Source organism: Akkermansia sp. N21169, from assembly GCF_029854675.1.
In the GTDB taxonomy this organism is placed as follows: domain Bacteria; phylum Verrucomicrobiota; class Verrucomicrobiia; order Verrucomicrobiales; family Akkermansiaceae; genus Akkermansia.
In genome coordinates, this window is sequence record NZ_JARWNC010000034.1 from 58968 (window position 1) to 83301 (window position 24334).

The 24334-nt window shown below is 53.9% G+C and carries 20 protein-coding genes; 10 read left to right on the forward strand and 10 right to left on the reverse strand.

Annotated elements, in window-relative coordinates:
- Window positions 1-127 precede the first annotated feature (127 nt).
- Window positions 128-2050: an apolipoprotein N-acyltransferase gene (gene lnt, locus QET40_RS04740; protein ID WP_280126019.1), complete on the forward strand. Its 1923-nt coding sequence runs from the start codon at window positions 128-130 to the stop codon at window positions 2048-2050.
- A gap of 214 nt (window positions 2051-2264) precedes the next feature.
- On the opposite strand, the gene rplT is transcribed toward lnt, so the two are convergent.
- The 3 genes from rplT to QET40_RS04755 all read right to left on the reverse strand — a co-directional run bounded on the left by rplT (window position 2265) and on the right by QET40_RS04755 (window position 5249).
- Window positions 2265-2648: a 50S ribosomal protein L20 gene (gene rplT, locus QET40_RS04745; RefSeq protein WP_280126020.1), complete on the reverse strand. Its 384-nt coding sequence runs from the start codon at window positions 2646-2648 to the stop codon at window positions 2265-2267.
- 154 nt (window positions 2649-2802) lie between these two features.
- A complete protein-coding gene (rpmI, locus tag QET40_RS04750; protein WP_280126021.1) occupies window positions 2803-3012 on the reverse strand; it encodes a 50S ribosomal protein L35 in 210 nt (69 codons plus the stop codon).
- Between the two features lie 98 nt (window positions 3013-3110).
- A complete protein-coding gene (locus QET40_RS04755) occupies window positions 3111-5249 on the reverse strand; it encodes an excinuclease ABC subunit UvrB (RefSeq protein ID WP_280126022.1) in 2139 nt (712 codons plus the stop codon).
- A 96-nt stretch (window positions 5250-5345) separates the two neighbouring features.
- Between QET40_RS04755 and QET40_RS04760 the strand changes: the two genes are divergently transcribed.
- The 3 genes from QET40_RS04760 to QET40_RS04770 all read left to right on the forward strand — a co-directional run bounded on the left by QET40_RS04760 (window position 5346) and on the right by QET40_RS04770 (window position 6612).
- Entirely contained in the window at window positions 5346-5723 is a 378-nt protein-coding gene (locus QET40_RS04760; protein ID WP_280126023.1) for a hypothetical protein, read from the forward strand.
- A 145-nt stretch (window positions 5724-5868) separates the two neighbouring features.
- The gene (locus tag QET40_RS04765) at window positions 5869-6126 is read left to right on the forward strand and encodes a hypothetical protein (protein WP_280126024.1); all 258 of its coding nucleotides are present in this window, start codon (window positions 5869-5871) and stop codon (window positions 6124-6126) included.
- An 87-nt stretch (window positions 6127-6213) separates the two neighbouring features.
- Window positions 6214-6612, forward strand: a complete 399-nt coding sequence (locus QET40_RS04770; RefSeq protein ID WP_280126025.1) for a hypothetical protein — start codon at window positions 6214-6216, stop codon at window positions 6610-6612.
- A gap of 48 nt (window positions 6613-6660) precedes the next feature.
- Here the strand turns inward: QET40_RS04770 and QET40_RS04775 are convergent, their stop codons facing one another.
- Window positions 6661-8166, reverse strand: a complete 1506-nt coding sequence (locus tag QET40_RS04775; protein ID WP_280126026.1) for an MATE family efflux transporter — start codon at window positions 8164-8166, stop codon at window positions 6661-6663.
- Entirely contained in the window at window positions 8163-8834 is a 672-nt protein-coding gene (locus tag QET40_RS04780) for a ubiquinone/menaquinone biosynthesis methyltransferase (protein ID WP_280126027.1), read from the reverse strand. The genes QET40_RS04775 and QET40_RS04780 overlap by 4 nt, the downstream gene beginning before the upstream one ends.
- A 132-nt stretch (window positions 8835-8966) precedes the next feature.
- Between QET40_RS04780 and QET40_RS04785 the strand changes: the two genes are divergently transcribed.
- The 4 genes from QET40_RS04785 (at window position 8967) to QET40_RS04800 (ending at window position 15007) form a co-directional block, all read left to right on the forward strand.
- Window positions 8967-9419: a DoxX family protein gene (locus QET40_RS04785; RefSeq protein ID WP_280126028.1), complete on the forward strand. Its 453-nt coding sequence runs from the start codon at window positions 8967-8969 to the stop codon at window positions 9417-9419.
- A gap of 110 nt (window positions 9420-9529) precedes the next feature.
- The gene (locus QET40_RS04790; protein ID WP_280126029.1) at window positions 9530-10156 is read left to right on the forward strand and encodes a L,D-transpeptidase; all 627 of its coding nucleotides are present in this window, start codon (window positions 9530-9532) and stop codon (window positions 10154-10156) included.
- Between the two features lie 62 nt (window positions 10157-10218).
- Window positions 10219-12651 (forward strand): penicillin-binding transpeptidase domain-containing protein, encoded by a 2433-nt coding sequence (locus QET40_RS04795; RefSeq protein ID WP_280126030.1) that lies wholly within the window; start codon window positions 10219-10221, stop codon window positions 12649-12651.
- Window positions 12652-12736: 85 nt separating this feature from the next.
- A complete protein-coding gene (locus QET40_RS04800; protein WP_280126031.1) occupies window positions 12737-15007 on the forward strand; it encodes a hypothetical protein in 2271 nt (756 codons plus the stop codon).
- A gap of 132 nt (window positions 15008-15139) precedes the next feature.
- Here the strand turns inward: QET40_RS04800 and QET40_RS04805 are convergent, their stop codons facing one another.
- On the reverse strand, window positions 15140-16219 hold the full coding sequence (locus QET40_RS04805; RefSeq protein ID WP_280126032.1) for a M42 family metallopeptidase: 1080 nt from the start codon (window positions 16217-16219) through the stop codon (window positions 15140-15142).
- 164 nt (window positions 16220-16383) lie between these two features.
- Here QET40_RS04805 and QET40_RS04810 point away from each other — a divergent pair, with 164 nt between their 5' ends.
- Window positions 16384-17421, forward strand: a complete 1038-nt coding sequence (locus tag QET40_RS04810; RefSeq protein WP_280126033.1) for a hypothetical protein — start codon at window positions 16384-16386, stop codon at window positions 17419-17421.
- A 41-nt stretch (window positions 17422-17462) separates the two neighbouring features.
- Here QET40_RS04810 and QET40_RS04815 read toward each other — a convergent pair whose 3' ends face one another.
- The 4 genes from QET40_RS04815 to QET40_RS04830 are packed head-to-tail and all read right to left on the reverse strand — an operon-like array spanning window position 17463 to window position 23578.
- Window positions 17463-19673, reverse strand: a complete 2211-nt coding sequence (locus QET40_RS04815) for a hypothetical protein (protein ID WP_280126034.1) — start codon at window positions 19671-19673, stop codon at window positions 17463-17465.
- The gene (locus QET40_RS04820) at window positions 19670-21661 is read right to left on the reverse strand and encodes a BatA domain-containing protein (RefSeq protein ID WP_280126035.1); all 1992 of its coding nucleotides are present in this window, start codon (window positions 21659-21661) and stop codon (window positions 19670-19672) included. Before QET40_RS04820 ends, QET40_RS04815 begins: the two co-directional genes overlap by 4 nt.
- Window positions 21662-21683: 22 nt before the next feature.
- A complete protein-coding gene (locus tag QET40_RS04825) occupies window positions 21684-22646 on the reverse strand; it encodes a M28 family metallopeptidase (protein WP_280126036.1) in 963 nt (320 codons plus the stop codon).
- Window positions 22647-22672: 26 nt separating this feature from the next.
- The gene (locus QET40_RS04830; protein ID WP_280126037.1) at window positions 22673-23578 is read right to left on the reverse strand and encodes a ParB/RepB/Spo0J family partition protein; all 906 of its coding nucleotides are present in this window, start codon (window positions 23576-23578) and stop codon (window positions 22673-22675) included.
- A 157-nt stretch (window positions 23579-23735) separates the two neighbouring features.
- Between QET40_RS04830 and ruvA the strand changes: the two genes are divergently transcribed.
- Window positions 23736-24329 carry a Holliday junction branch migration protein RuvA gene (gene ruvA / locus QET40_RS04835; protein ID WP_280126038.1) on the forward strand — a complete coding sequence of 198 codons (594 nt, stop codon included), beginning with the start codon at window positions 23736-23738 and terminating at the stop codon, window positions 24327-24329.
- Window positions 24330-24334 lie beyond the last annotated feature (5 nt).

The window sequence follows — 24334 nt, forward strand, 5'->3', positions numbered from 1 at the left end:
TGAACGTTTTTACAAATTCAGTATTTGTTCGACTTTGGCAATCTTTTTTTGTTGCAGGGGGGGCAAGTATGAAAGAATGTTTGTGCCGGGACATCCGTTTCCGGACGTCTGCATGCGTTTGCCGCCTATGAAATCATCATTTCCATCCAGCCAGGATTCCGACCAGAATCATCAAAAAACAGGATTTTTCCCCGTCTGGGGAGGTCTTCTTCTGAGTCTCGTTTCCGGAGCTTTGATGTTTGCTTCATTCCCTCCGCTGGACCAGGGTGTTCTCATCTGGGTTTCCCTGATCCCTCTGCTAATTCCCCTTTGGTCAGGTCGCCCCAGGAAAGCTTGGAATGGACTGATTGTTTACGCTTTGTATGGATGGATCTTCGGCCTTGTCTTTTTTGGAGGAAGCCTCTGGTGGATCAACGAAGTAAGTACTCTTGGGTACGTGTTCCTAGTAATATTCCTCTCATTATATCCGGCTCTTTGGACGGCATTGATGGGGACGATTCTGCGCCCGGCATTCCGGCAGGAACCGCCTGCTGTCGCCGTGTCCTGGAAGGAACGCAAAGCAAAATGGGCGCAGTGGTGCGGGATTGACATGAAAGTGACCGTCAAGGCGGCTATGATGGGTGCCGCTCTCTGGGTCTGTATGGAATGGCTTCGGGGATGGGTGTTCACCGGATTCGGCTGGAACGGCATGGGCGTGGCGCTGTACAACGGACTTTCTTTTGCTCAGATGGCGGAATATGTCGGTGTGACAGCTTTATCCTTCATTCCGGCGATGGTGAATATCTGGCTGTGGTGTATTGGTCGTCGACTGGGCATCATGGTGCTGCGAGAAGGGCGGCGTACCGTGCCGTGGGATTTCTTTGCCATGACTCTATTCCTTGTCATCGTTTTCCTGTGGGGGATGATGCTTGCCAATGCGTATGCTCCTGGACAAAAGAATGAACGAGTGCTTCCCGTTCTTGCCGTTCAGCGTAATTTGACGCAGCAGTACAAATGGAATCCCAAGAACCGGGAGGCTATTTATTTGGAAATGGCCGAAGCTACGCGCGACGCTTGTTTGGAACTTCAGGAGAATTCCCTTCGCAAAGCCGATATTTGCGAAACTGTCCAGCTTGAACAGCCCACCTGGATCATTTGGCCGGAGAGTTCTCTGCCGACTTCATCCAATTTTTCCAGGGAAACGGGAGATTTGGTTGTTCCCGGCCAATACAATGAATGGTTTTTCAATTCCGACAGTCTGATGGGGCAGGTCCGCAAGGAAGTGCCGATGGATTTTATCCTGCTGACCGGCGCCGATGAGGCCTATTGGGATAAGAATCTGGAAAAAGCCGAGATGTATAACACCTTGATGGCTCTGGAAAGTGACTTTGATTCCCGGAAAACCTATCGCAAAATTCATCTCGTGCCCTTTGGAGAATACATTCCTTTTAGGAAGGAACTCCCAGTTCTGGAAAAGGCATTCGAGTTTTCAGCCGGGACACCCATGGGTAGCAATTTTACGTCTGGGGAATCTACCGATCCTCTTTCCCTGCCGATAGTACCGGGGAGCCTGGTTCATGTACAGGCCATTCCGACTATCTGCTTTGAAGATACGGTCGGCAGGCTTGTGAGGTTGTTTGCCCGCCCGGAAAGCCAGGTGATTGTCAATGTTACCAACGACGGATGGTTCAACCATTCCTGGGCTAACGAACAGCATTGGAGGAATGCCGCCTTCCGCAGTATCGAATTGCGGCGTTCCATGGTACGTGCCGCCAATACGGGGGTGAGCGTTGCTCTGGCTCCCAATGGCGCCGTGATAGCCGACATTCGCGATGCTGATGGCAGTCCCTTCCTGAAAGGCTACATGTATGCCCGTCTGCCCATTACATTCACCGGCATGACTCTCTATGCGTTGCTGGGAGATTGGGCGGTGGTTCTCTGTGGCCTCTCCATCCTGATTCTTCTCCTGCGCTACTGGAGGCACGGGAATAGACCTAATTCTGAAAACCGTGAAAAACCCGTCATTAAGGATGGAAAATTCGTCCGGTCTCCGGCGGCATCCGGGAAATAAAAGGGTTGTTTTTCAGGTCTCAAGCCAGGGGAGATGTCTTCCTCTGCCTTATCGAGGTTAAGGATGGGAGGAAAATCACTTCTTTTGGGCTGGACTTTATTGCTGCTTGAGAATATCCGGCCTAAAAGGAAACGGGATATGGAACAAAGAAGTAGGGGGTCCCGTACATCACGTACGAAACCCCCTACTGTTAATTTTTTTCGTAGCAGTGTGATTAAGCGCGGAGGGATGCACCTTCCTTGGCTTCGATGGCGCTCTTCGCCTGGGCGAAGATAGCGTCAAAGGAGGCTTCGTCGGCGACGGCCAAGTCGGCAAGAACCTTGCGGTCAAGCTCGATGTTGGCAGCCTTGAGGCCTTCCATGAAGCGGGAATAGGTCAAACCGCGATCACGAACGGCAGCGGAGATACGAGCGATCCAGAGACGGCGGAACTGGCCCTTCCTTCTCTTGCGGTCACGGTATTCATACTGCCATGCTTTGTAGACGGCATCCTTGGCGTAGCGGAAGAGTTTGCTGCGGAATCCGCGGAAACCCTTGGCGCGCAAAAGAATACGCTTGCGGCGCTTACGGGAGGCCGGTCCATTTGTGGCACGTGGCATAGTTTATCTCTATTTCTATCTTGAACAGACTGTTCTTCCTCACCTCCTTGCAGTCTCGCCTGTTCTTATCTTCCTGACTTGGGAAGAAGGCTGCACGAAGGCCCCCCGTTCAGCGGGAGGAATGCCCGGTTGTTGCGAGCGTTTCTATGGTTCTTCAGTTGAAGGGCAGATTCTGCTTGATTGCCCAGACTTGCGTTTCATCCACGAGGGCAGCCTTGCCAAGCTGGCGCTTGCGCTTGCTGGATTTCTTCTGAAGGATGTGGCGCTTGCCTTGTTTGCGGCGCAGAACCTTGCCCGATCCGGTTACCTTGAAACGCTTGGCGACAGCCTTGCGTGTTTTGTTGATACCACCTTTGCGGGTCATGGTGGAAAAATTATACGCCTAAATTAGGTCTTGGCAAGACTAAAACGGTTAAGAAAAGATAAAGAAAAGAACTTTTTTTGTCCGGAAGGTGGGAAAAATCACGTCCGGGAAGTTCCTTGTTCCTTAAGTTGTCTGATTTGGTCGCGAATGATGGCGGCGCGTTCGAATTCAAGGTGGGCGGCAGCCTGGCGCATTTCTTTTTCCAGTTCTTCGATGGTAGGTGTGTCTCCGTATCCCGTTTCATCTTCGGCGACGCGGGAGGAACCTTCATCATCGTCCGCATAGAGTCTGAGCGGTCCTTGGACCGGACGGATGACGCCTTGCGGGACAATGCCGTGTTCAGTGTTGTAGGCTTGCTGGATAGAGCGGCGGTAATCGGTGAGCTCCAGCAGGCGGTGGATAGAGTCTGTGACGACATCGCAGAACAGGACGCATTCTCCGTGGATGTGGCGGGCTGCGCGTCCGGCTGTCTGGACGAGGGATGTTTCATTGCGCAGGAAGCCTTCCTTGTCGGCGTCGAGGATGCAGACGAGGGATACTTCCGGCAGGTCGAGTCCTTCCCGCAGGAGATTGATGCCGACGAGAATGTCGATTTTGTGCGCGCGGAGTTCCCGGAGGATTTCCACGCGTTCGACGGCATCGACGTCGGCGTGGATGTAGGAGACTCGCAACCCGATGCCTTTGAGATATTCCGTGAGGTCTTCCGCCGTTTTTTTAGTAAGGGTGGTGACGAGCACGCGTTCGTTTTTGGAGGCGCGGTCGTGGCAGAGTTCGATAGTAGCGTCGATTTGTCCTTTGAGGGGCTTGAGGGTAATGGTGGGCTCCAGCAGTCCGGTTGGCCGGATGATTTGTTCGACGATCAGAGGTGTCGATCGTTTGGTGGGGTCGAATTCTTCGATTGGCTGGCTCGTAGGGCTGGGGTTGACGCGGATGTCCTTGGGGGAATCGAACACGACGCCGCGGAAGTTTTCCGGGATGTCCGCTCCGCGTCTGTTGCGTTTGACGGGGATGAAGGTTTTGTTGTCCGGTCGGCAGTTGATGAGTTCGAACGGACCGGGGGTAGCCGAAGCATAGACGATCTGTTTTTGCCTCTCCATGAATTCCTCAAAACGCAGGGGACGGTTGTCCATGGCACTGGGGAGGCGGAATCCATGCTCAACGAGGACGGATTTGCGGCTGCGGTCTCCTTCGTACATGCCTCCGATTTGCGGGACACCGGCATGGCTTTCATCGATGAGCGTCAGGAAATCGTTGCCGAAAAAGTTGAGCAGGGTTGATGGAGCACTGCCGGGTAGACGTCCGGAGAGGTGGCGGGAGTAGTTTTCGATGCCTTTGCAGAAGCCGAGTTCCTGAATGAGTTCCAGATCGTATTCCGTACGCATTTTCAGTCGTTGTGCTTCGAGCAATTTATTCTGTTTTTCGAAGAAGGCGACCTGTTCGTCGAGTTCTTCGCGAATGTTGCGGATGGCGACGGCTCGTTTGTCGGGCGGAGAGACGTATTGCTTGGCAGGAAAGAAAGCGTAGGTGGGCAGGTGTTCTCGCACGCGTCCGGTTTCGGCGTCAATGAGGGAAATCCGGTCAATTTCATCACCGAAGAATTCTATGCGGACGGCTGTACCGTCGGATTCCGCCGGATAGACTTCCACGACTTCTCCGCGGACGCGGAACGTGCCCCGGTGGAATTCGAAGTCCTTACGTTCGTAAAGGCAGACGACCAGCTGCCTGAGGAAGTCGTCCCTGTCCATGATCTGGCCCTGTTTGATGGAGACGATGAGGTGGGCGTAGTCCTCCGGAGCACCCAGGCCGTAGATGCAGGAGACGGAGGCGACGACGATGACGTCCCGTCGCGTGATGAGCGATGTCATGGCACTGATGCTGAGACGGTCGATTTCGTCATTGATGGCGGAGTCTTTTTCAATGTAGGTATCCGTGCGCGGAATGTAGGCTTCCGGCTGGTAGAAATCGAAGTAGGAGACGAAGTACTCGACGGCATTGTCGGGGAAAAACCCCTTCATTTCCGAATGAAGCTGGGCTGCCAGCGTTTTGTTATGTGAAATAATGAGGGTCGGCTTGTCGACATGGGCAATGAGATTGGCCATTGTAAACGTCTTGCCACTCCCCGTAACTCCCAGCAGGCATTGGTGTTTGTTACCCGCATCCAGGGATTTGCACAGTTTGCCGATGGCCTGGGCCTGGTCTCCGGACGGGCGGTAGGAGGTGTCGAGGTGGAAGGACATGGCTTGAATGTCGGAAGGAGGCGGAGAGTGGTTAAGTGCATGCGGACACCCTTACCGTTTGACAAGAAAGTGCCGTCGGAGGCATACATAATGCCCATGTACATACCTACGCAGACGGAAAGGTACTCCAAACGATCGCTTCTGACGCTCATCCTTTGTGTCATGTCTCCGTCAGGCGTGTATGCCTATTTACTGGCCGACAAGATGCCGATGCCGGTGGACAGTATTCTGGGTTTGCTAAACATCTTCCTGTTTTTTACATATCCCCTGGCGTTTGTTTTTGCCAAAATCAGTCTTCCCTGGGTTGGAAGTGTGATTGCTTCCCTCTTGGTTCATGGCGGAGCCATCGCCCTGATTTATACGCGGAAGGAATGGACGGCTAAGAGAATGATCAGTCTGGCTATTTCTATAGGCATGGCAGACCTTCTTGTTCTTAAAGCCATTAACTCTATCGGAACCGTTGCCGGGAGCTGATCCGGGGTGAGCGATTGGTCTCTCCTTTTTTACGGGCACATATGGTTCTGCCGCTTGTTCTTCCGGAATGACCGGGAAACGAGATCGTTGATTTTTTCAGCAATGCATTGACACCTACCGGCCTCTGAGTAGTATCTCCGCAGCCGTGAACGAAAAGAAGGTACCATCCATCACATTGCCGACGCATGATTACGATATGATGTATAAGATGAGTAACCATGCCGTTGTCGGGGTCTTTCGTCAAAATGTCCTCCTGGTCAGGAACAGCAGTTTGACTACTTCCATCCCTCAGGAACACGATGCCTACGATGTCAAGCGCACGCCGGAACGTGTGATCGTGCGCGTGCTTCATAACGGTCAGGAAGTGTTCCAGTGTATTTTTACTCCTCCTTTTGACTATTGACCTCGCATTGCATTGAAGCGGGTTATGAATGATCCATTCAGAAAGTGCATCGGAATACTGACCGCGGGAATGTTGATGTCCTGCAGCATGGGAAGTTCCGATGGCGGAAGGTGGGAGCCCGTAGCCGATGGCAAGCGCAGAGATCCTATTGATGCCGAGGAAGTGCTTTTGATGGATGAATTCCCATCCTGCCCCTATGTCCATGTCGGATCGTTTACTCCGGCGCCCGGTACGAATCCGCGTCTCAACATGGATTATAGCGATGCGGAGCGCGTCCGGTACTTTAAGAGCCGGGCGGCGGCTATGGGCGGCAATACGGTTGTCATCCTGGAACCCAGAGTCAATTACAAGTCTTCGTCCCGTGATGCGGGTACCCGAGTAGAGGTCATTTACGTTCGCGAAGAAGAAGGGACTCACGGCGGAGACGATATCGGTTCGTCATCAGATGTTGTGCCGATGAATGAAGAATTGATGCAAATCTACTGATTGCCCGCCATTCCCCTCTTTCTTCTCTTCGGGGGAAGGAGATATTCCTTACACCTTGAGATTAGTCCAGCTTTTCCCGCGGACAATCTTGTAGAAAATGAAACACTGCAGGGCAGATTCAGCCGCGAAGAGCAGCCAAATTCCCCACAAGGTCATGGTAGAGGGGAAGAAGGTGAACCAGAGCCATGTGACGAAGACGCGGAAGAATCCCATGACTCCGTAGGAAATGAGCATTACCCGCTTGGTGTCCCCGGCTCCGCGGAGCGACGACTTCATCACGATGCAGGCCGCGAAAAAAGGTTCCACCAGAATCATTGTCCGAAGAACGGGAATTCCCAAATCGATCATCTCGGGATTTCCCTTGGCGAAGATTTCGATGAATGGTCCGGGCAGGATAAAAAAGATCGCGCCAAGAACTCCCATGAATACGACGGCATACTTGATGCACTTCAGGATGGTGATGCGGGCCAGCAAGGCATTGCGGGCTCCCAGGTACTGGCCGACGAGAGTAGCGGCAGCCATGCCGATGGCAAAACCGGGCAGAAAGCTCATGGACTCGATGCGGATGGCGATGTTGTGTACGCCGAGGGCTCCCGGCATGGGGAGTTTGCTGATGATAGACAGGCAGAACATCTGAATGGCCCAGATGCCGAAGACCTCAATGGCCTGGGGAAGTCCGATGCGCAGGATGCGTCCCTGCATGTTCCAATCCGGCTTCAGGCTTTCTCCGTCCAAATGGATGGGCGGGACGAAGTTGTGTCCATGGGCGTGGGCCAGGGAGTCCAGGTCTGTCTCGGCCCTTCCTTCGTAGAGTCTGTTGCGGCGTTTGTAGAGGACGAGTATTAGGAAAATCAGGCTGGCGGCGAATCCGCACAAGGTTCCCGCCGCAATGCCTGCGATGCGCCATCCCCCCAGGGGAGCAGGGGCAAAAATGAAAATGAGGCCGAAGATGACGTTGAGCAATCCGGCCGAAAGCATGATGTTGAAGGGTAGACGCGTATCACCGGCTCCCCGGAGGGCGGCATTCAAGGCAAAGACAACTCCGCTGAATGGCGCCGTGAACGAGGCGATCGTCATGTACTGCATGGCATAGGCCTGGGCTTCCGGCGTCATGGTCAGGATGTACGTGACCATGATTTTGCTGGCGATGAGCATCAATCCGCAGGAAAGGACTCCGGCTATGGCTCCGAGGATACCGGCCTGGCAGGCGGCGTGGTTGGCCGTTCTGTATTCGCGGGCTCCCGTCATGCGCGACACGATAGCCGTCGATCCCATGCCGACGGCACCTTGCATGACGAAGCCAAGCCAGACGAGGAAAACGCTGGCTCCCATGCCATCGGCAATATACATGGTATCCTGCGCGTTTGTACCGATGGACGTAGCGATAAAAAGATCCCAGGAGGTGATAAAGAAGCTGATGACCTGTTCCAGGAACGGCCAGAAGGCAATCATCCAGATTTGCCGGGGAAGCGTGAGTCCCGCGAGTTTCCCCCCGAGACGTCCGCGGGTCATTTTACCGCGGATTACTCCTTCTCTTGCGTCGCCTGCACTCATGCTTCCCCCCTGTAAATGCTGGCTATTCCTCCGTTGAGCGGCTCAACGGAAACGTCGATGAATCCGGCTTGGCCGATCAGACTGCACATTGCCTCGCCGCAGGGAAAATCCTCAATGCTGCGGGCAAGATAATCGTAGGCTTCTCGGTGCCCTGTCATCCATCCGGCCACCATCGGCAGAATCCGGTGGAGGTACCAGCGGTACGGTGCGCGCAACAGCCCTGACGGCAGCGAAAAGTCGAGGATGAGCAGGTGGCCTCCCGGACGCAGCATCCGCTTCATTTCTTTCAGAGCGCCGGACCAGTCCGCCATGTTGCGGAGGCCGAAGGCGACGGTGACTGCATCGTATCCTTTGTCGGGGAAGGGCAGATCCATTGCGTCGGCGCAAACGATGTTGGCAACACCGCGGGCTGCCGCAATGTCGAGCATCGGCTGGCAGAAATCGGATCCGGTAATTTCCGTATCCGGCATGGCATGTTGCATGACCAAGGCCAGGTCTCCCGTTCCGGTAGCCAAATCCAGGAGCCTTGACGGTTTCCATTCCGAGACAATTTGAGCGACGCGGTTTCTCCAAAGAAGGTCAATGCCCATGCTCAGAACATGGTTGGTGGCGACATACCTGGGAGCAATGGATGCAAAGGCATTTTTGACAAACTCCGGATTTTGCATGGCGAGTAGTTCACATCGAAAAGAGGAGGGAATCAAGCGTGAATTCATTTTCTTTTCAACGAATTCTTTGCGGGGATTGTTTAACACTGAAATAATTCTATTTCTTATAAATAATCATACGGGGAAAACGACATGAAACCGGGATATCTCTTTGGAACTTGCCCTTGCGCCACATCTGCAGGACAATTATTGCTGCGTATCACTTTGGGGGTGGCCATGTGGCCTCACGGAGCCCAGAAGGTACTTGGATGGTTCGGTGGCGGAGGCCTTGATGCAACACTGTCCGCTTTTACGGGAGGCATGGGTATTCCCGCGCCCTTGGCCTGGATTGCCATCCTGACGGAATTTTTTGCTCCTCTGGCGATTGTGTCCGGGTTGTTGACGCGTCTGGCCGCATTGGGATTGGCGATTACGATGGGCGTAGCCATGACGCACAATTGGGATCATGGATTCTTCATGAATTGGTACGGCAACCAGTCAGGAGAAGGTATCGAATATCAGATCTTGTATGTCGGCGCCGCACTTGCCCTAATGCTGATGGGGGCTGGAAAATATTCCCTGGATGCTCTGTTGGACAGGAAATAACTTTCTGGAACGCCCGTTGACTCCGTCCTGAGGGAAAATTCGAAGGGCGGAGGGTTCCGGGTAAAATCGGACTTGATTTTATTTCTCCTGCACGCTAAACGCGCGTCGTCATGCAATGTCGTTTTTTGACAAGTATTTTGCTCGTTGCTTCTGTATTGATGTGGGCTTCCTGCTCGTCGATGCAGGATAAGGCCGACCCGAACAGATTGCCTGATGGGCGCATAGGCGCAAGTTATCAGGATTTTCTCAATCGTTCCGACTATCGTGATACGCGCGACGTCTGGTACCATGACGAGCGCATTGAAAAGGCAAATACCGAAAACAGCAAAATCGTGGTGCGCCTGGGAGCTCAGCGCGGCGCTCTATACGTGAACGACGAGATTGCTATGGATTTTCCGGTTTGTACCGGGCGTTCCTCTTACGAAACCCCGAGGGGCAGTTTTCGCATTATCGAAAAAGTCCGGGATTACCGTTCCCGTTCCTATGGCAGCGTGTACAATGCATCCGGCGACTGCGTGAATTCCGATGCAACATCTTCGTCTCCCGTTCCCTCCGGCGGTAAGTTCGTTGGTGCTTCCATGCCTTTGTGGATGCGGATCAAAGATGGCTATGGCCTGCATGTTGGCCGTGTCCTGCGCGATGCTGATTCCCACGGATGCGTGCGCATTCCCCAGGAAGCTTGCAGTTATCTTTTTGAGAAGTGCGGGGAAGGGACGCGCGTTGTGATCGAGGACTGATGTTCGTCTGCAACAGGGTTTGGGGTTGAATTGCCCGGGTGCGTCTGCCATTATCATAAGTCATGTTACGGATGATTCCTACTCGTCTTGGCGTTGCTATCCTGTCGGCCGGGCTGTTGCTGTTCATGCCTGCGGCGGGAGCTCCGTCATCTTCCGTGAAACCGCAGCAGAACAAGCCTGCTCCTGTCAAACCGTCCGCGCATGACGATGATGAAGACGAGATCGTTTCGAGCGTCCGTCTGGATGATGACGGCAACAGGCAAGATACGGCGTCTGGGGAGAAGGAAGGCCTGGACGATTCCCCTTCTTTCGTTCCTATTCCCGATCAGGAACAGCGGGGTGATAACGATGGCGCTGGAAACGGAAAAAAAATAAGTATTTCCGGAGTCAAGGGGGATCAGTCCCAGGCTGCGACCGAATCCTACGCCAAAACCCGCACGTCGGCCCGTACGATGGCTTTGCTTATCCCTGCTCCGCGAGGTCAGATTCTGGATCGCAACGGGGAAGCCTTCGCCCAGACGAAAGTCGCCTATCAGCTTGCCCTTCGTTTCGGACAGTTTGAAAACGAAGACCGTGAGAATATTGTTCGTTTCGGGCGTTCCTGCCTTGAAAAAGCGCATCAAATTACAGGAAAAACCTGGGAATTTACCGATGAAAAATTGTGGCAGCATTACAAGGACCGTCGTTGGCTTCCCCTGCCTGTGACCAATGTAATTCGCGACGATGAGGCGGAGAAAATCCGTACCCAGGTGGACAAGGTGCGTGGTCTGGAACTCCTGCCCATTTACATCAGATATTACCCCGCCAAGGAAATGGCCGCCCACATTATCGGGTATGTCGGCTCCAAGGGAAAGTTGCCATCCGGGCCGATCAACCATATGGATCCCTTGTGGGAACAGACGGAAGGCCGCATAGGGCTGGAAAAGGAATATGATCATACATTGAACGGCAAGCCCGGTGTGTGGCGCCTCATGTTCGATGAAGATGGCAATAAAATTCTCGACGAACTTCAATCGCGTCCCAAGCCCGGCGGTTCGCTTGTGACGACTCTTAATCTCAGTTGGCAGAAGAAGGCGGAAAAGGCTCTGGGCAAGGGAGCCCGGCGCGGCGCCATGGTCGTCATCGATTGTAAGAGCGGTGAAGTCCTTGTGATGGCATCGACTCCATCGTATGATCCCAACCTGTTCATTCCCAACATATCCCAGAAAGATTTTGAGGCGTTGAGCACTCATCCTTCCAAGCCTCTTCTTTCCCGTGCCTTCCAGGGTAAATATCCTCCGGCATCTACCTTCAAGGTGATTACGGTGATGGCAGCTCTGAAATACGGCGTCATTGATGCCAATACGACAGTCAATTGTCCGGCATCCATCCAGATCGGCAAGCATACGTTCCGGAACTGGAGCAAGATTCCGGAAGGGTATATCAACTGTGTCCGCGCCCTGGCTAGGTCGAATAACATATTCATGGCGTTGACGGCTATGCGCTTGGGCAACACGTCCGTATCTTCGGCCAACAGGCTTTTGGATACGGCCCGGTTGTTTGGTTATGGTTCCAAGACCGGTTTGCCCATCCCGGATTACAAGGGGTTGGTACCGGATAGCGAATACATGATCCAGCGCCACCACCGCAACTTCATGTCGGGAGATGTTGTCAACATGTCGATTGGGCAGGGTGTGTTGCTGGCTTCCCCTTTGCAGGTTGCTCATGCCATGGCGGGTATTGCCAACGGCTACGGCCTTCCCAAACTTCATCTTGTCAAACAGATTCAAGATAGCAACGCCAATGTCATTTATGTGGCCAACCCGGAAATTCAGACTCCCCTGACCGAATATGCCAGCGAGATTGCCGTCGTCCGCAAGGGTATGGATGCGGTGGTCAATGGAGAAGGTGGGACGGGCCGCCATGCTAGATTGTCTTATACGTCCATTGCTGGGAAGTCCGGTACGGCCCAGTGGGGGCCTGAGAAGGATGACTCCCGTTTGGCTTGGTTTGCCGGGTTCTTGCCAGTCGATAATCCTCGGTATGCCTATGCCGTGCTTTATGAAGGTCTTCCAGGGGAACGAATCGGCGGAGGCGCCAAGGCTGCCCCGATTGTGAAGGAATTTTTTGAAAGTGTGAAGGAAGACGTTAAGGCTGAGCTCAACCCGGAAACCGCCATTCCCGTTGCCGTGCCGGCGGATGAGCCCGACCCCGGGGCAGCCAAGCCTGCTTCCGGCATGGATGTTCCACCTATTTCTGCGGCTCAGTTATCCGAAGAGGTGGATGATTCCTCGGATTCCAACAAGAAGATGGTTCCCGTCAATCCTGGTTCCGCCTCTGTCCCGGCGGAAAATACAAGTCCCAGCATGTATCCCCAGCCCGGAGACCCGGATTATATACCCGGACTGCCCAGACAAATTCCCCGTAATTTGAGAAAATCCCCCGTTCCCGCAGAGGCTCCGAAGCCGGTAATGCCTCCTGTAGAAGACGATATTCCGGTGGCGGAGCCACTGTAGTCTGATTTCCGACTCTGGAAATTCCGGAAGAGGAGCGCAGAAGTTGTTTGCAACTTGATCCTGCTTGCTCCATATTGTGTGTAGTATGAAACTGCACACATACCGTTATCTTGCGGTCCCCTTTGCGGCGGCCTGCTGTCTCACTTCCTGTAAGGATGAAGGCCCGAAGGAACCTCCCGTGCCCCAGGCTCCCCAGGTTAAACCGGCTACTCCGGCGGAACGTTCCGCCAAGCTGGCTCTTTTGGATTTAGTCCCGGCGGAAAGTTCCTGTGTTTATGCCCTGTACGATATACCTTCCGTGGTGCAGTCGTTTATGGCATCCCATACGGGGGAGTACATCAATTCCGCCTCCCAGCTTAAGCAAGATGCTAGTCCTGACACGAGTGAAGAAGAAAATGCTGTCCCCGCAGAAACGGAAGTGGATACGACCAAGTTGATGGCCGGTGGTGACAACGCTTCTCCTGCGGCTCCGGTAACGGTCAAACAGAAAGTTTCCGTTCCTGTGAAGAATGTAGTGATTGCCGGAGGTTCGGACATGCCGGCCTTATTCACCAAACTGGCCCCTGTGCTACAAAAAGTGAGCGAAATTACACAGAGCCAGAATATCAATACGATGACGGATGGATTGTTCTCAGCTCCCGGAAAGTCTCTAAAGATGGATCCTGCTTCTATTCAGCAGCTCGTCTCTGCAGGACTTGAGTTGCTTGACAAGATTGATTTGGAATCAGAAACGGGAACCGCTCCTGTTTTCATTGCCGTGGAAATGGATGAGGAAGCCGCTACTCAAGTAAAGACATCTGTTACCCAGTTGGGAATGATGGCCGGTATGATGAGCCAGGGAGCATTGATGCCGAGTACTGCGGAAACTGGCGGCGTATCGTTTTCCGGCGTCAAGCTGGATGGCCCCAAGGCCTCCAAGATGGTTGCTGCTGCCCTCGCCGGTAGCGGAATGGATGCAGCTACGGTTAACAAGATTATCAACAAGATTTCAACGGCCAAGCTGCATCTGCTTGTCGGTTTCAAGGGTAATGTCGGTATGGCAGTGTTCTGCTCCAATCCCAAGCAACTGACACTTCCTGCATCTCCCGCCGAATCCATCCTCGGTAAACAGGAATTTGCTTTCGTAGACGGACATTTGGATTCCCGGGCATTTTGCGTTTCATTTGCAACGTCCCCCCTCTTGAAATCTCTGATGGATATTTCCAAAGCCTATTCCCAAGGGCAGACGAATGGAGTTGTCAATGCATTGGTTACGGCCCAGCAAAAGCATGGTCTTGATAAAGCGAAAATCGATCAGATTTGCAGTGATATTAAGGCATTGAATGCCAGTGAACAGGCGATGTATGACTTCTGCGATGTGACACAGCCCGTATCTTTCTACTCCTGGTGGAACAAAGGATTGATGGGTGAAATCAAGACCGGAACCAACAATATTTACGATTGGAAACATTCCGCTGCTTCCATGAGCGGCCTGCTGAACGTGCCGGACAATGCCTTATCCATGGTTATTTCCCTGGCTCCCGATTACCAGAATGTGTTCATGAACCTTTGCGGTCAGGCTGGCGAATTTGCCTGGAATTCATTGGAGCTACTGGCAACGGTCAAAACGAACAAGGGCAAAGAGGTCAATGAATGCTGCAATGCAGTCAAACCGTTCGTGCCTTTGATCTCTTCGATTTGGAATGCTTCTCGCAAGGCCGATGCCGGGTATGAGCCTGCCCAGGGAATAGTCATGGACTTCAAGGGCATGCTTCCGAGTAACAAAGAGATTCCCGAAAGCTTCGCCAAGAATGCCCGTATTCCCCGCATCACTTCAATCGCTCGTGTGGCGGATATGTCCAAACTCTCCTCCGCATGGGCTGACGTCAGCAAGGCTTTGGAAGCCAACAAGGCTATCCTCCAGCCTCTGACCGGCAAGGTGGATCTCGCCAAGCCGACCGAAGAAAAAGGCCCGGATGGTCAGACCTTCTACTCCTATCCGATCCCGAATACGGGCAATGACTGGATGCCGGTTCTTGCCGTGAGTGACTCCCTGGTTGCCGCTAGTACCTCCCGCAACTTCATTGCTCCCGTCGTTCAGGCTTCCCTTCATCCCGATGCAAGTGCCATCGTGCCGACTGTATACGGTCCCTTGGGTGCGTGTATCCGCATGGATTCGGATCCGTGGGCGAAGTTTGCCGGCACTTGGGCTCAGACGATGGAAACGACAGCTCCGGATAGTGATATTGCCCGTAACTTGCGTACTGTCGCCGATGTGCTTAATGCCATCAGCAAGGATGTCAAAGGTATCCGCTATTCTGTTTCCCAGGAAGACGGCAAGATTGTCGAACGTTTCTATTTCGAAACCACTAAATAAAAGCAGTTTCGTGCCCGGAAGATTCCGGTCTAGACTCAATAAATGCAAGGGTCATCGGTTGTTCGCCGATGACCCTTTTGAATTCATGATTGATTATTGAGCCAGGAAAGGCCGGTGAATAAAACCGGGCTTTTACTTGCCGAGGGAATAACGGAAGTCGTCGCTCTTTTTCAATGACTTGATGAAGCCGTGGAGTAACTCTACCGTGGCGTCCACATCATCAAGGTCGGCCGTTTCTACCGGAGAATGCATGTAGCGCAGGGGAATCGAAACGAGGGCGGATGGAACCCCTTCCCTGGAGATGAAGATGGAATCCGTATCCGTCCCCGTGCAGCGGCTTGATGCTTCAAACTGGACGGGTATGCCGGATTTGTCAGCGGCCAGTTCCAGCCGTGCCGTGACGTTGGGATGGTTGGCTGTACCAAAGGTGAGGGCGGGACCTTTACCAAGTTTGATATCGCCGTACCTGTCCTTGCTCAGGTCGGGGGAATCGGTAGCATGAGTGACATCCAGGCAGATAGCTGCATCCGGCCGGATTCTGAACGTGGCCATAGTAGCTCCATGACCACCCACTTCTTCCTGGACGGCATTGAGAAGTACGAGGTTCCAGGCAAGTTCCTTTTTGGACTTTTTCAATTTTCTGGCTAGTTCGGAGAGGATGAACCCGCTGATGCGGTTGTCCAAGGCTCGGCAGACGAGTTTCTTGCCGTTCATCAACATGGGACCATCGCAATAGACGCCGATGTGGCCGACCCGCAGGCCCATTTCTTCCACTTCCTTGGCAGACGATGCTCCGACATCGACAAAGATATCCCATGTTTTCGGGACGGTATCCTCGCCGCCACGCAGGTGGATAGCCGTGTTGCCTGTAATCCCGACGACTTCTCCTTGAGTCCCCATGAAACGGATGCGCCGTCCGCGGGCGATGGCGATGTCGGAGCCACCCACGCGTTCGACTCGGAGGAAGCCTTCCGGTGTAACGTAGCGGATCATGAAGCCGATTTCGTCGGCATGTGCTTCAATCATGAGGGTAGGAGCCTTGGCGTCTTTCGCGAAGAATTTGGCCCAAGTGCTGCCGTAGGCATCGCATTCGACTTCATCCGCGTACTGTTCCAATTCCTGCGCCCATACTTTTTGTGCTTCGAATTCAAGCCCGGTAGGGCTCGGCGTTTCCAGCAATTCCGTCAAAAATTCCATACTTTCATCATTCATAACAAAATGGGTGGTTGTTCCCGGGAAACTCTTGATGGAGATCCCAAAGGGACTTATAGGATATTTTCCTCATGTCGACAAGGAATGAACGTGGAATATTGTGCGGAATGAATCTCCTTGACAGGAAAATCAGGAGATGTGCAGTATAGAAAAATACGATGAATATGATGAAATATCCGGTTGCCGTCCTCTCCATGCTCGGCGGATTTGTCTGGGCGTCAGGCGGCGATAGTGTAGACAATGTCCCCCAGGAAGCTCTCGGCGTGTACGAAGCCTATACCAAGGCCAGCAATGCGATGATTAACCGTGCCCGGGAAGAATACAAGACGAGGTTGAACCAGTTTCTCAAGGCAAAAATGAAAACGGACGACTGGGATACTATGATCCAGATCAAGAAGAAGATCAATCAGTTGGAACAGCCGGGAAATATTGATGTTCAGGAGGAAAAAGAGTCTCGAGTGGCAATTCCTGGAGTATGGGGAGATTATAAAAACAATCTGTATTGGCTGGACAACGACAATACTCTTGTCGAGCATTTGCCCGGCAAACAGGTGAACAAAACGCCTGAAGTGATGGATCCTGCGAAATCATCGGCCGATTATATTGTCTTTCAAAACTCCGATGCTAAGCGCGCGTGGATACGGATTGATGAAAAAACCTTGGGTGTGTTTTCCCGCTGGGGTGTAACGATTCTCAACCTGCAGGCGGACAAGGAAACGGGAAAACAGGATATCCTGGCAAGGTTGGAAAATGAATACAAGGCGAATTGCAAAAAGTATTGCAGGCCATTGTCCGCCAAGTACATCAATGAACTGGAGAAAATCCGCATCAAGCTGGTGAATGAAGGACGGATGGATGACGTATTTACCCTACATGAGATGATTAATAAGGAAAAAACTCAATTTTCTTCAATGGCGCCGGTCACGGGTAAATGGCCCGCCAATCAATTCGTGGGAACCTGGCAGGGAACCGGGAAGAAGGAAATTTTCACGATATCTCCTGATGGCAAGGTCGTTTGCTCTTCGCCGGGAAAGAGCGCGAACATAAGCTATTCCTACGTTACATCGTCTCCCCATGGTTTTTGCCATACGTTCAAATCCTCTGATGGCAAGGTGCGTTATTTTTGCATTCTGGACGGTAAGTTGTTTGTTTTTACGAATGGCAATGAACTTGACCGACAGACTTATGAGAAGACCCGTTAATTGATAATCCTCCCACTGTTGGGTGGGCGGAGAAGGGAGGATCAGATCATTCCGGCCCGTTTTCTGGCAATCCAGAAGATTGTGAGCAGGGCAATGAATGTTCCGAGAACCCAGGGATTGTTCCAGAGGGGGATGACGCGGATCTGCGGGGCTAGCGGAGGCAGGCGGCGAAGGAGCTCCGGGAGGTTGCGGAGCTGGTCGTCGGAATCTACGAATACTCCTCCGGTGACGGAGGCCATTTCTTTGAGTAGGGACAAGTTGGCGGGCAGCCCGGTTTTTTCCCGGATTACCCGGGATGTGGGGAAGGTGAGGCTTTGGGAGTGATCGGGGGTATCCGCACAGAAGCAACGGACGGTCCATTGGCCTGGCTCGTTGATTTTAAAGCTTCCGCCATAGGAACCCCAGGTGTTTTCCAAGGGACGGAGCTGGATGCGGCTGGTGTTGCCGTTTGGTCCGGTAATATCGGCCAGGATTTCACCATTGCTCATCGGGGAACCGTAGGTGTCCGAGGCCATAGCCGTGAGGCTGACGGTGTCACCCGGTTCCGGTATTTCCGGAACGGCAAAAAGACGAAGACGTGAACCTGCAGAGATATTGCGGCGGTAGCTCATCCATCGCGCCACCTGGCTCCAGAATCGGTAGTGGTATTTGTCCTCGACCCCGCGGCGCCAGCGCCAGGCGGAATCCGTTCCCATGAACAGGACTTTCCCGGTTCCGGCTGGCTGGGTAACGAGTAGAGGCAGGCGGCCATACGCATTGTTGGCGGAGGAATGGACGGCCAGAACCTGGACTCCGGCCTTGGCTCTTTCTACCGGAGCGTACCAGTAGAAACCGGGGAGGTTGCGCCAGATATCTTCATTGTCATCTTTGTTGTCCGAGAGGAGAGTCAGGAGGGATTCCTTGCCTTCGGGGGTCAGAACGAGGGGGGATGGCTCGTACATGCGTGTTCCCTTGGGATGCGAGGTATCAAGGATGACGGGCATGAGTTCTCCCAGTGGAGATTCGAGGAGTTGCATCTGCCTGCCCTGAGGGCCTGGGATGAAGATAAGTCCGGAGGCTCTGTTTTCCACAAGTCCTTTGAGGAGTTCCGCCTGTTTGATGGTGAGTCCCTTGTCTCCGATGCCGACGTCTCCGAGGAAGATGACGTCGTAGGAGGCGAGTTCGTTCAGGCTTTCCGGGAAACGCTCCAGATAGTTTTCTCCTTTGCCAGGATGGGGCAGGCCGGGGAGAAAAAGGAGAGTATGCACTTCGACGGAAGGATCTCGCGACAGGGCGTTGCGGATAAAGCGGTATTCCCAGCGCGGGAGAGTGTCGATAACGAGTGCCTTGATCGTTTCCTGGCGCCCGTCGATGGTGAAATCGAAGGAATTGTTTTCACGATCCGATTCACCGGGGATGGGAGAGACTGCCAGGCGAAGGCGTTCCGGGCCTGTTTTTGTAATTTTCCAGAGGGCTGAAGCAGCTTGTTCATGTCCCGATTCGAGGTGAAGGGATTGCGTCTTTTTGATTCCTGTGTCAAGGGATTCCAACGTAATACTCAAGTCGGCGTCATTTGGCATGGAACTGCGTACAGTGAAGGGTATTTGGACATGTTCTCCCACAATTCCATAACCTGGGATGCGGGGTTCCGCCAGGGCAATATCGGGCAAAGCCCTCTCGGAACCGACCGGTACTGCAATGAGCGGGATTCCCTTCTGACGCATCTTCTGGGCTGCGACGAGAGGCAGGGAGTCCGCATTATGGAAACCATCCGTAACAAGGACGACAGCCCGTACATTATCGGCGGATTGAAGGATGTCCTCCAGTGGCCGGGAAAGATCCGTTCCGTCCGGAAGGTGATCCACGGCATCGGACTGACCGGAGAATTCGATGGGGAGAAGCTGTGTTCCATCCGGCAATTGTCCCTGGAGTCTGCCGGCGATGATATGTTGTGCCCGTTCCTGCCGGGAAATGACTTTTCCTCGTCCTTGGGAAACGTCTCTGGTCTGCATGGAGGCAGAGGCATCCCGCAGGACGGGAATGACGGGGTGAGGGGAAGGAGGCGTCTCTTCTACCAATTCCGGTTGGAACAGCAGGATGGCCATAGATGTGATGATGAAGAATCGCAATGCTTCCAGTAGGGCGATACCCGTACCGCGCCTGCGTTTCCAAGCCAGAAGGCATAGCATGGCCGCCGTACCCAGGATGACCGGGACGGTCAGAGATGAGAACCATGTGGGATGGAAGACGAGGTGCATGGAAAAAATGTTCATGGGTGCCGGGAACGGTGTCTTCCGGATTTGGTAGATCCGGGAAGCTGGAGAATGGCTTCGGCGAGCAGACAGAAGAGGGCCAACAGAAGGCAAGGCTTCCAGATCTCGACAGCAAGGGGAGGTTCGCTGCCGTGGATACCCAGGAGGCTGGTATGAAGCCCTTGGAAGATGGATGAAAGAGCGTCGTTTTGCAATTGCTCCTTCGTCAATTCTCCCGGTGGGATGTTGGTGCTGAAATTTCTTTCTCCCATGCGGTATATTCCTGCCATGATCCAAGGAGAGATGCGGCCTTCCGGGGGAGCTTTGTCATCCAGCCTTTGAGGATTGCTTTCGTCCGGTGAGGGCTGGAGTCTGTCATCGGCAACGTGAAGTGAGAGCTGGGGCAGGAAACGGTCTGCTCCCTGCCTGGCGAGGCGCTGGATGACGGGAAGGAGGAGATGACCGTCAGCCAGATTGGACCAGGTATAATCGGGTGCTGTTGCCAGGAAGTAGGCATCTCCTTCTCCATTGGGGATGTGCAGCAGGGCGACGCTGCCGTCGTCCCAAGTGGCGATGGTCTCACCCGTACCGTGGATGGGCGCGCGGACAATGGCCCTGACTCCGGATACCGGAAGAGGATTTTTGTCCCTGCCGTTGCGGAGGATGCCCGATTCGCGATCCCAGGCGGTGATGCGAAAATAGGTGTCTTCCGGCGCCTGTTCCCGGGGCAACCAGGTAACTTCGAGGAATTTCCTTTCTTCCGCATTCTTGGGTTCATACACGGGAGGAAGGAAAAGTATGGTGCCGCCGTTTCTGGTGTAGGCATCAAGGTTGGCCGTTTTGTTGTCTTTGGGGAACGGTCCCTGCCAGATGACGAGAGGCGTTTTATCCAGAAGAAGCGGGAGTCTGACTGGCAGTAACGTGGAGGAAGCTTTCATGCCTTCGATACCGGGTGGAGCTGCCATGTTAGTGAGGATTCCGGCAATGTCCGGGGTCTGCGCCATGATTTCCACCCGGATTTCGGGGGGAGGCGAGAAGACGAAATAGGCTGTATTGTCCCTGGGCTGGCTGTCATCCGGTAAACTCAAGTATCCGAAACCGGATTCCATGCCGGGCGGCAGGGGGATTTTGCGGGTAAGTCGCGTGGAGGTGCCGGAGACGGAGATGTTCAATTCGGTTCTGATATTGTTGAGGGAGAGGACGAGGGGAATCTGTTCCCGGTCCTTGTCTCCCGAATCGTACCGGGTGACCGTAAAGTCGAGAATGAGGGCATTGTCTTCCCGGACGGCGTCATGGATGCGGATGCCGCGATTGGACGCCGGCCTGTCTCTGAGGGCGAGGATGCGGATACTGGGCGGGTTGGGAAGAGCGGCTAGTGATGAACGGACATATTCCCAGCGGTGCGACGTAGGCATCCAGTCGGAAATCTGCATGTCGGACGCTACCCATATTTCCGTTTTGCCGCCAGGGGTGTCCTTAAGAAAATCAGCCGCCTTCATGAAAAGACCGGGGATGTCCGATGCAGTATCCGTCGTGGATGTGGACGAACTGCCTGCAAGGGCTTCGGGGGTTGGGATTTCCTGCAATTTCCACGAGACGGAATCTAGCATGATGAGGCGTGCTCCTTTGAGGGTTTCCATGGTTTCCGCAATGACGGGCGGGATGGCCTGCTGGAGGCTTGTTGTTCCATCGCTTCGTGTTCCCATTGAGGCGGAACGGTCCAAAATTAACAGGACTCGCTGGACACCGGACGATTTGAAACCCAGGAAGGGGCTGAGGAGAGGCTGCGCCATGGCGGCAATCAGCAGGAGAAGAGCCAGCATGCGGAGGCACAGGATGATGTAATGCCGGATTTTCCTGCCTCCATGCGTTTCACGGGTCGCTTTCAGGAGAAACTCCATGGCTGCCCATGGCCGTGAACGGTGTCTCCACAGGTTGATCAGGTGGATCAAAACCGGGATGGCTACTGCCGGAAGAGCCCAGAACAACCATGGATCCGTGAATGACATAAACGGCAGCGGGGACTGGTTCTCAACGAGGGTACGGGGAGCCGGGGGACAGAAGCTTGTCGCACAGGTAAAGCGTCATGCGTCCTGTTTGGTGAAGGGAATCCGCCGAAAGGATATCCGGACTGTCGTGCGCAGTGTGCCACCAGTTGCCTTCGCTGAAATCATCGATGATATTGATGGTGGCTACGCCGTGTTCCTGAAAGGGAGCGTGGTCGTCTATAATGGTTGTACTGGCGACTCCCCAGGAACGAGACGGCAGTTTCAGGTCGTCGATGGCGCGGGAGTAGAGCTGGTAGAAAGGCAGGGGGGTATCGGAAGGGATGCGGATTCTCATACCCTGGCGTCCGACCATGTCCAGATTGATCATCCAGACCGGAAGGGAATCCCGCAGGGTGCCGGCATAGTAGCGTGATCCGTACAAACCGTCTTCCGGCGTGATGTGGCGGCCGAAACTTTCCTCTCCGTCGAAGAAAACAAGTTCTATGCGGGAGGCTTGTCCAGGTGTTCCGGCAAGGATTCGGGAGAGTTCCAGCAGGGCTCCGGCTCCGGAAGCACCATCGTTGGCTCCCACGAAACCGGGGATTTCCGTTTTGGTATCGATGTGGCAGGAGACGATGCCGTCAGCGGGCCTGGAGAAGTCCGCCTTGTTGCCGAATCTGGCCCGAAGGTTGACGAAGTTTTTTTCTCCGGACGGGGTGGGGGATGTGAAGCGTTGTTCCTGAACGCTCCAACCGTGCCGGGCAAGTTCGTCCTTGAGATAGGCGAGTTGCCGGGCTGCTCCCGGAGAACCCGGATGGCGTTCTCCGAAGGAAACGATCTTCAGAGAGTGGAAGAGGGCGTTATCACCGGAAAATTCGGGGGAATCGACAAGTTTTTCCGGGGCGTTGCCGGCATTCGGTGCAGCCGTAGCCGTGACGGGTCGTTCTTTCTGTTCACAGGCAAACAGAAGGAGGAAGAGGATGCAGGTAAGGATGCGGTTCGTCATGGCGAGGCCTTTTTTCCTCCGTTGTATTACCGGGATGAGGGGAATACGTCCGGATCCATTTCAATGCCTAAAAGTTCCAGAATGCGCATGAAGTCACTGCGGTCGGCATAGGAAATTTCGATGGTTCCCTTGGCTCCGTGAGACGAAATGTTGACTGGTGCCGAAATCTGGCGGGAGAGGTACGAGCAAATCTTGCGGTAGCCCGGGCTGGCCGGTTTACGGGAGGGAGGAATAGGGTCTGGAGGGTTGAGATACGTTTGGACGGCTTTCTCGATTTGGCGCACGGTCCAGGATTTCATGACTGACTCTTGGGCTAGTTTACTCTGGTCAGCTTCGTTTTTGACGCCGAGGAGGGCCTTGGCATGGCCGACGCTGAGTGAACCGTCGGCGAGCAATTTCCGAGCGTCTTCGTAGAGATCGAGCAAGCGGATGCTGTTGGCGACGGAGGCGCGGGATTTTCCGACCCGCTGGGCGATGTCTCCCTGCTTGAGTTTGAATTCGTTTTTGAGCCGGAGGTAGCCGGATGCTTCTTCAAGAGGGCTGAGGTTTTCTCGCTGCAGGTTCTCAATCAACGCCATTTCGAGAACGTCGCGGTCGGAGGCTTCGCGGATGATGGCCGGGACGGATTCAAGCCCGAGGGAAGCAGAAGCACGCCAGCGTCGTTCTCCGGCAATGAGTTCGTAGCCGGAATCCTTGCGCCGCACGATCAGGGGTTGGATGATACCGTGTTCGCGGATGGATTCTCGGAGTTCTTCCAACTGGGCTTCGGTAAAGACGGAACGTGGCTGGAGTGAACTGGGATGGATGCTGTCGAGAGGCAAATGGTGTACAATATCCCCCGGTTGTTTAACAGATAAACTGTCAACAGATTCCTTCGAGCCCTGCTTTGTAATGAGAGCGCCCAGTCCTTTACCAAGTGCGGGTTTCGGCATAGCCCGGGCAGTATAGAAGAAGTCGCGGCGGCTTTCAATGGACTTTTACTGTGCCGCCTCATTTTCCCGGCATCTATGGTGGGAATCGGGACAGCGGTTGCAAACTGTCGCGTTTTTTGTTTGTTTGAGGCGGATTGTTGGTGGCAGTCTGCCGGGTATGATAGCTTTCTTGCGCGGGATTGTAGCGGAGGCAATGCCTCAGAGGATTCTGTTGGATGTCCATGGGGTCGGATATGAGGTGACGGTCCCCCTGTCCACTTTTGATTCGTTGAATCCTCTGCCGGGCCGGGAATTGCTGTTGAAGACATTTTTACATATTCGCGAGAATGCCCAGACATTATACGGGTTTGCGACCGAGGCGGAGAAGGATATTTTCATGTTGTTGATCGATCGCGTATCAGGCATTGGTCCGGCAACGGCTATTGCCATTCTGGGATCGATGAATGTGGAACAGTTCAAGTCTGCCGTCGTCCAAGGCGATATCTCCGGAATTGCCCGAGCCAAGGGGGTCGGGAAAAAGACGGCGGAACGCATTGTCCTGGAACTTAAAGACAAAATCGGGCTTGCTGCGACATGGGAAGCTCAAGCGCAGGGAGAGACGAGCCTGGCAGCCAGTGATGCGGAACTGGCTTTGGTGGCTCTCGGGTTCAAGCAGGTGGAAGCCCGCAAGGCCATAGCTGCCCAACTCAAAACGAGTCCCGATTCGCCTACGGATGAATTGATTCGTGCCGCCCTGCGCTCTTTGAATTGATGTTT

Bases quoted from the DNA above. Each gene is read 5' to 3' on its own strand.
- lnt (WP_280126019.1), top strand. From the start codon at position 128: ATGAAATCATCATTTCCATCCAGCCAGGATTCCGACCAGAATCATCAA.
- rplT (WP_280126020.1), bottom strand. From the start codon at position 2,648: ATGCCACGTGCCACAAATGGACCGGCCTCCCGTAAGCGCCGCAAGCGT.
- rpmI (WP_280126021.1), bottom strand. From the start codon at position 3,012: ATGACCCGCAAAGGTGGTATCAACAAAACACGCAAGGCTGTCGCCAAG.
- QET40_RS04755 (WP_280126022.1), bottom strand. From the start codon at position 5,249: ATGTCCTTCCACCTCGACACCTCCTACCGCCCGTCCGGAGACCAGGCC.
- QET40_RS04760 (WP_280126023.1), top strand. From the start codon at position 5,346: ATGTACATACCTACGCAGACGGAAAGGTACTCCAAACGATCGCTTCTG.
- QET40_RS04770 (WP_280126025.1), top strand. From the start codon at position 6,214: ATGGGAAGTTCCGATGGCGGAAGGTGGGAGCCCGTAGCCGATGGCAAG.
- QET40_RS04775 (WP_280126026.1), bottom strand. From the start codon at position 8,166: ATGAGTGCAGGCGACGCAAGAGAAGGAGTAATCCGCGGTAAAATGACC.
- QET40_RS04780 (WP_280126027.1), bottom strand. From the start codon at position 8,834: ATGCAAAATCCGGAGTTTGTCAAAAATGCCTTTGCATCCATTGCTCCC.
- QET40_RS04785 (WP_280126028.1), top strand. From the start codon at position 8,967: ATGAAACCGGGATATCTCTTTGGAACTTGCCCTTGCGCCACATCTGCA.
- QET40_RS04790 (WP_280126029.1), top strand. From the start codon at position 9,530: ATGCAATGTCGTTTTTTGACAAGTATTTTGCTCGTTGCTTCTGTATTG.
- QET40_RS04795 (WP_280126030.1), top strand. From the start codon at position 10,219: ATGTTACGGATGATTCCTACTCGTCTTGGCGTTGCTATCCTGTCGGCC.
- QET40_RS04800 (WP_280126031.1), top strand. From the start codon at position 12,737: ATGAAACTGCACACATACCGTTATCTTGCGGTCCCCTTTGCGGCGGCC.
- QET40_RS04805 (WP_280126032.1), bottom strand. From the start codon at position 16,219: ATGAATGATGAAAGTATGGAATTTTTGACGGAATTGCTGGAAACGCCG.
- QET40_RS04810 (WP_280126033.1), top strand. From the start codon at position 16,384: ATGATGAAATATCCGGTTGCCGTCCTCTCCATGCTCGGCGGATTTGTC.
- QET40_RS04815 (WP_280126034.1), bottom strand. From the start codon at position 19,673: ATGAACATTTTTTCCATGCACCTCGTCTTCCATCCCACATGGTTCTCA.
- QET40_RS04820 (WP_280126035.1), bottom strand. From the start codon at position 21,661: ATGTCATTCACGGATCCATGGTTGTTCTGGGCTCTTCCGGCAGTAGCC.
- QET40_RS04825 (WP_280126036.1), bottom strand. From the start codon at position 22,646: ATGACGAACCGCATCCTTACCTGCATCCTCTTCCTCCTTCTGTTTGCC.
- QET40_RS04830 (WP_280126037.1), bottom strand. From the start codon at position 23,578: ATGCCGAAACCCGCACTTGGTAAAGGACTGGGCGCTCTCATTACAAAG.
- ruvA (WP_280126038.1), top strand. From the start codon at position 23,736: ATGATAGCTTTCTTGCGCGGGATTGTAGCGGAGGCAATGCCTCAGAGG.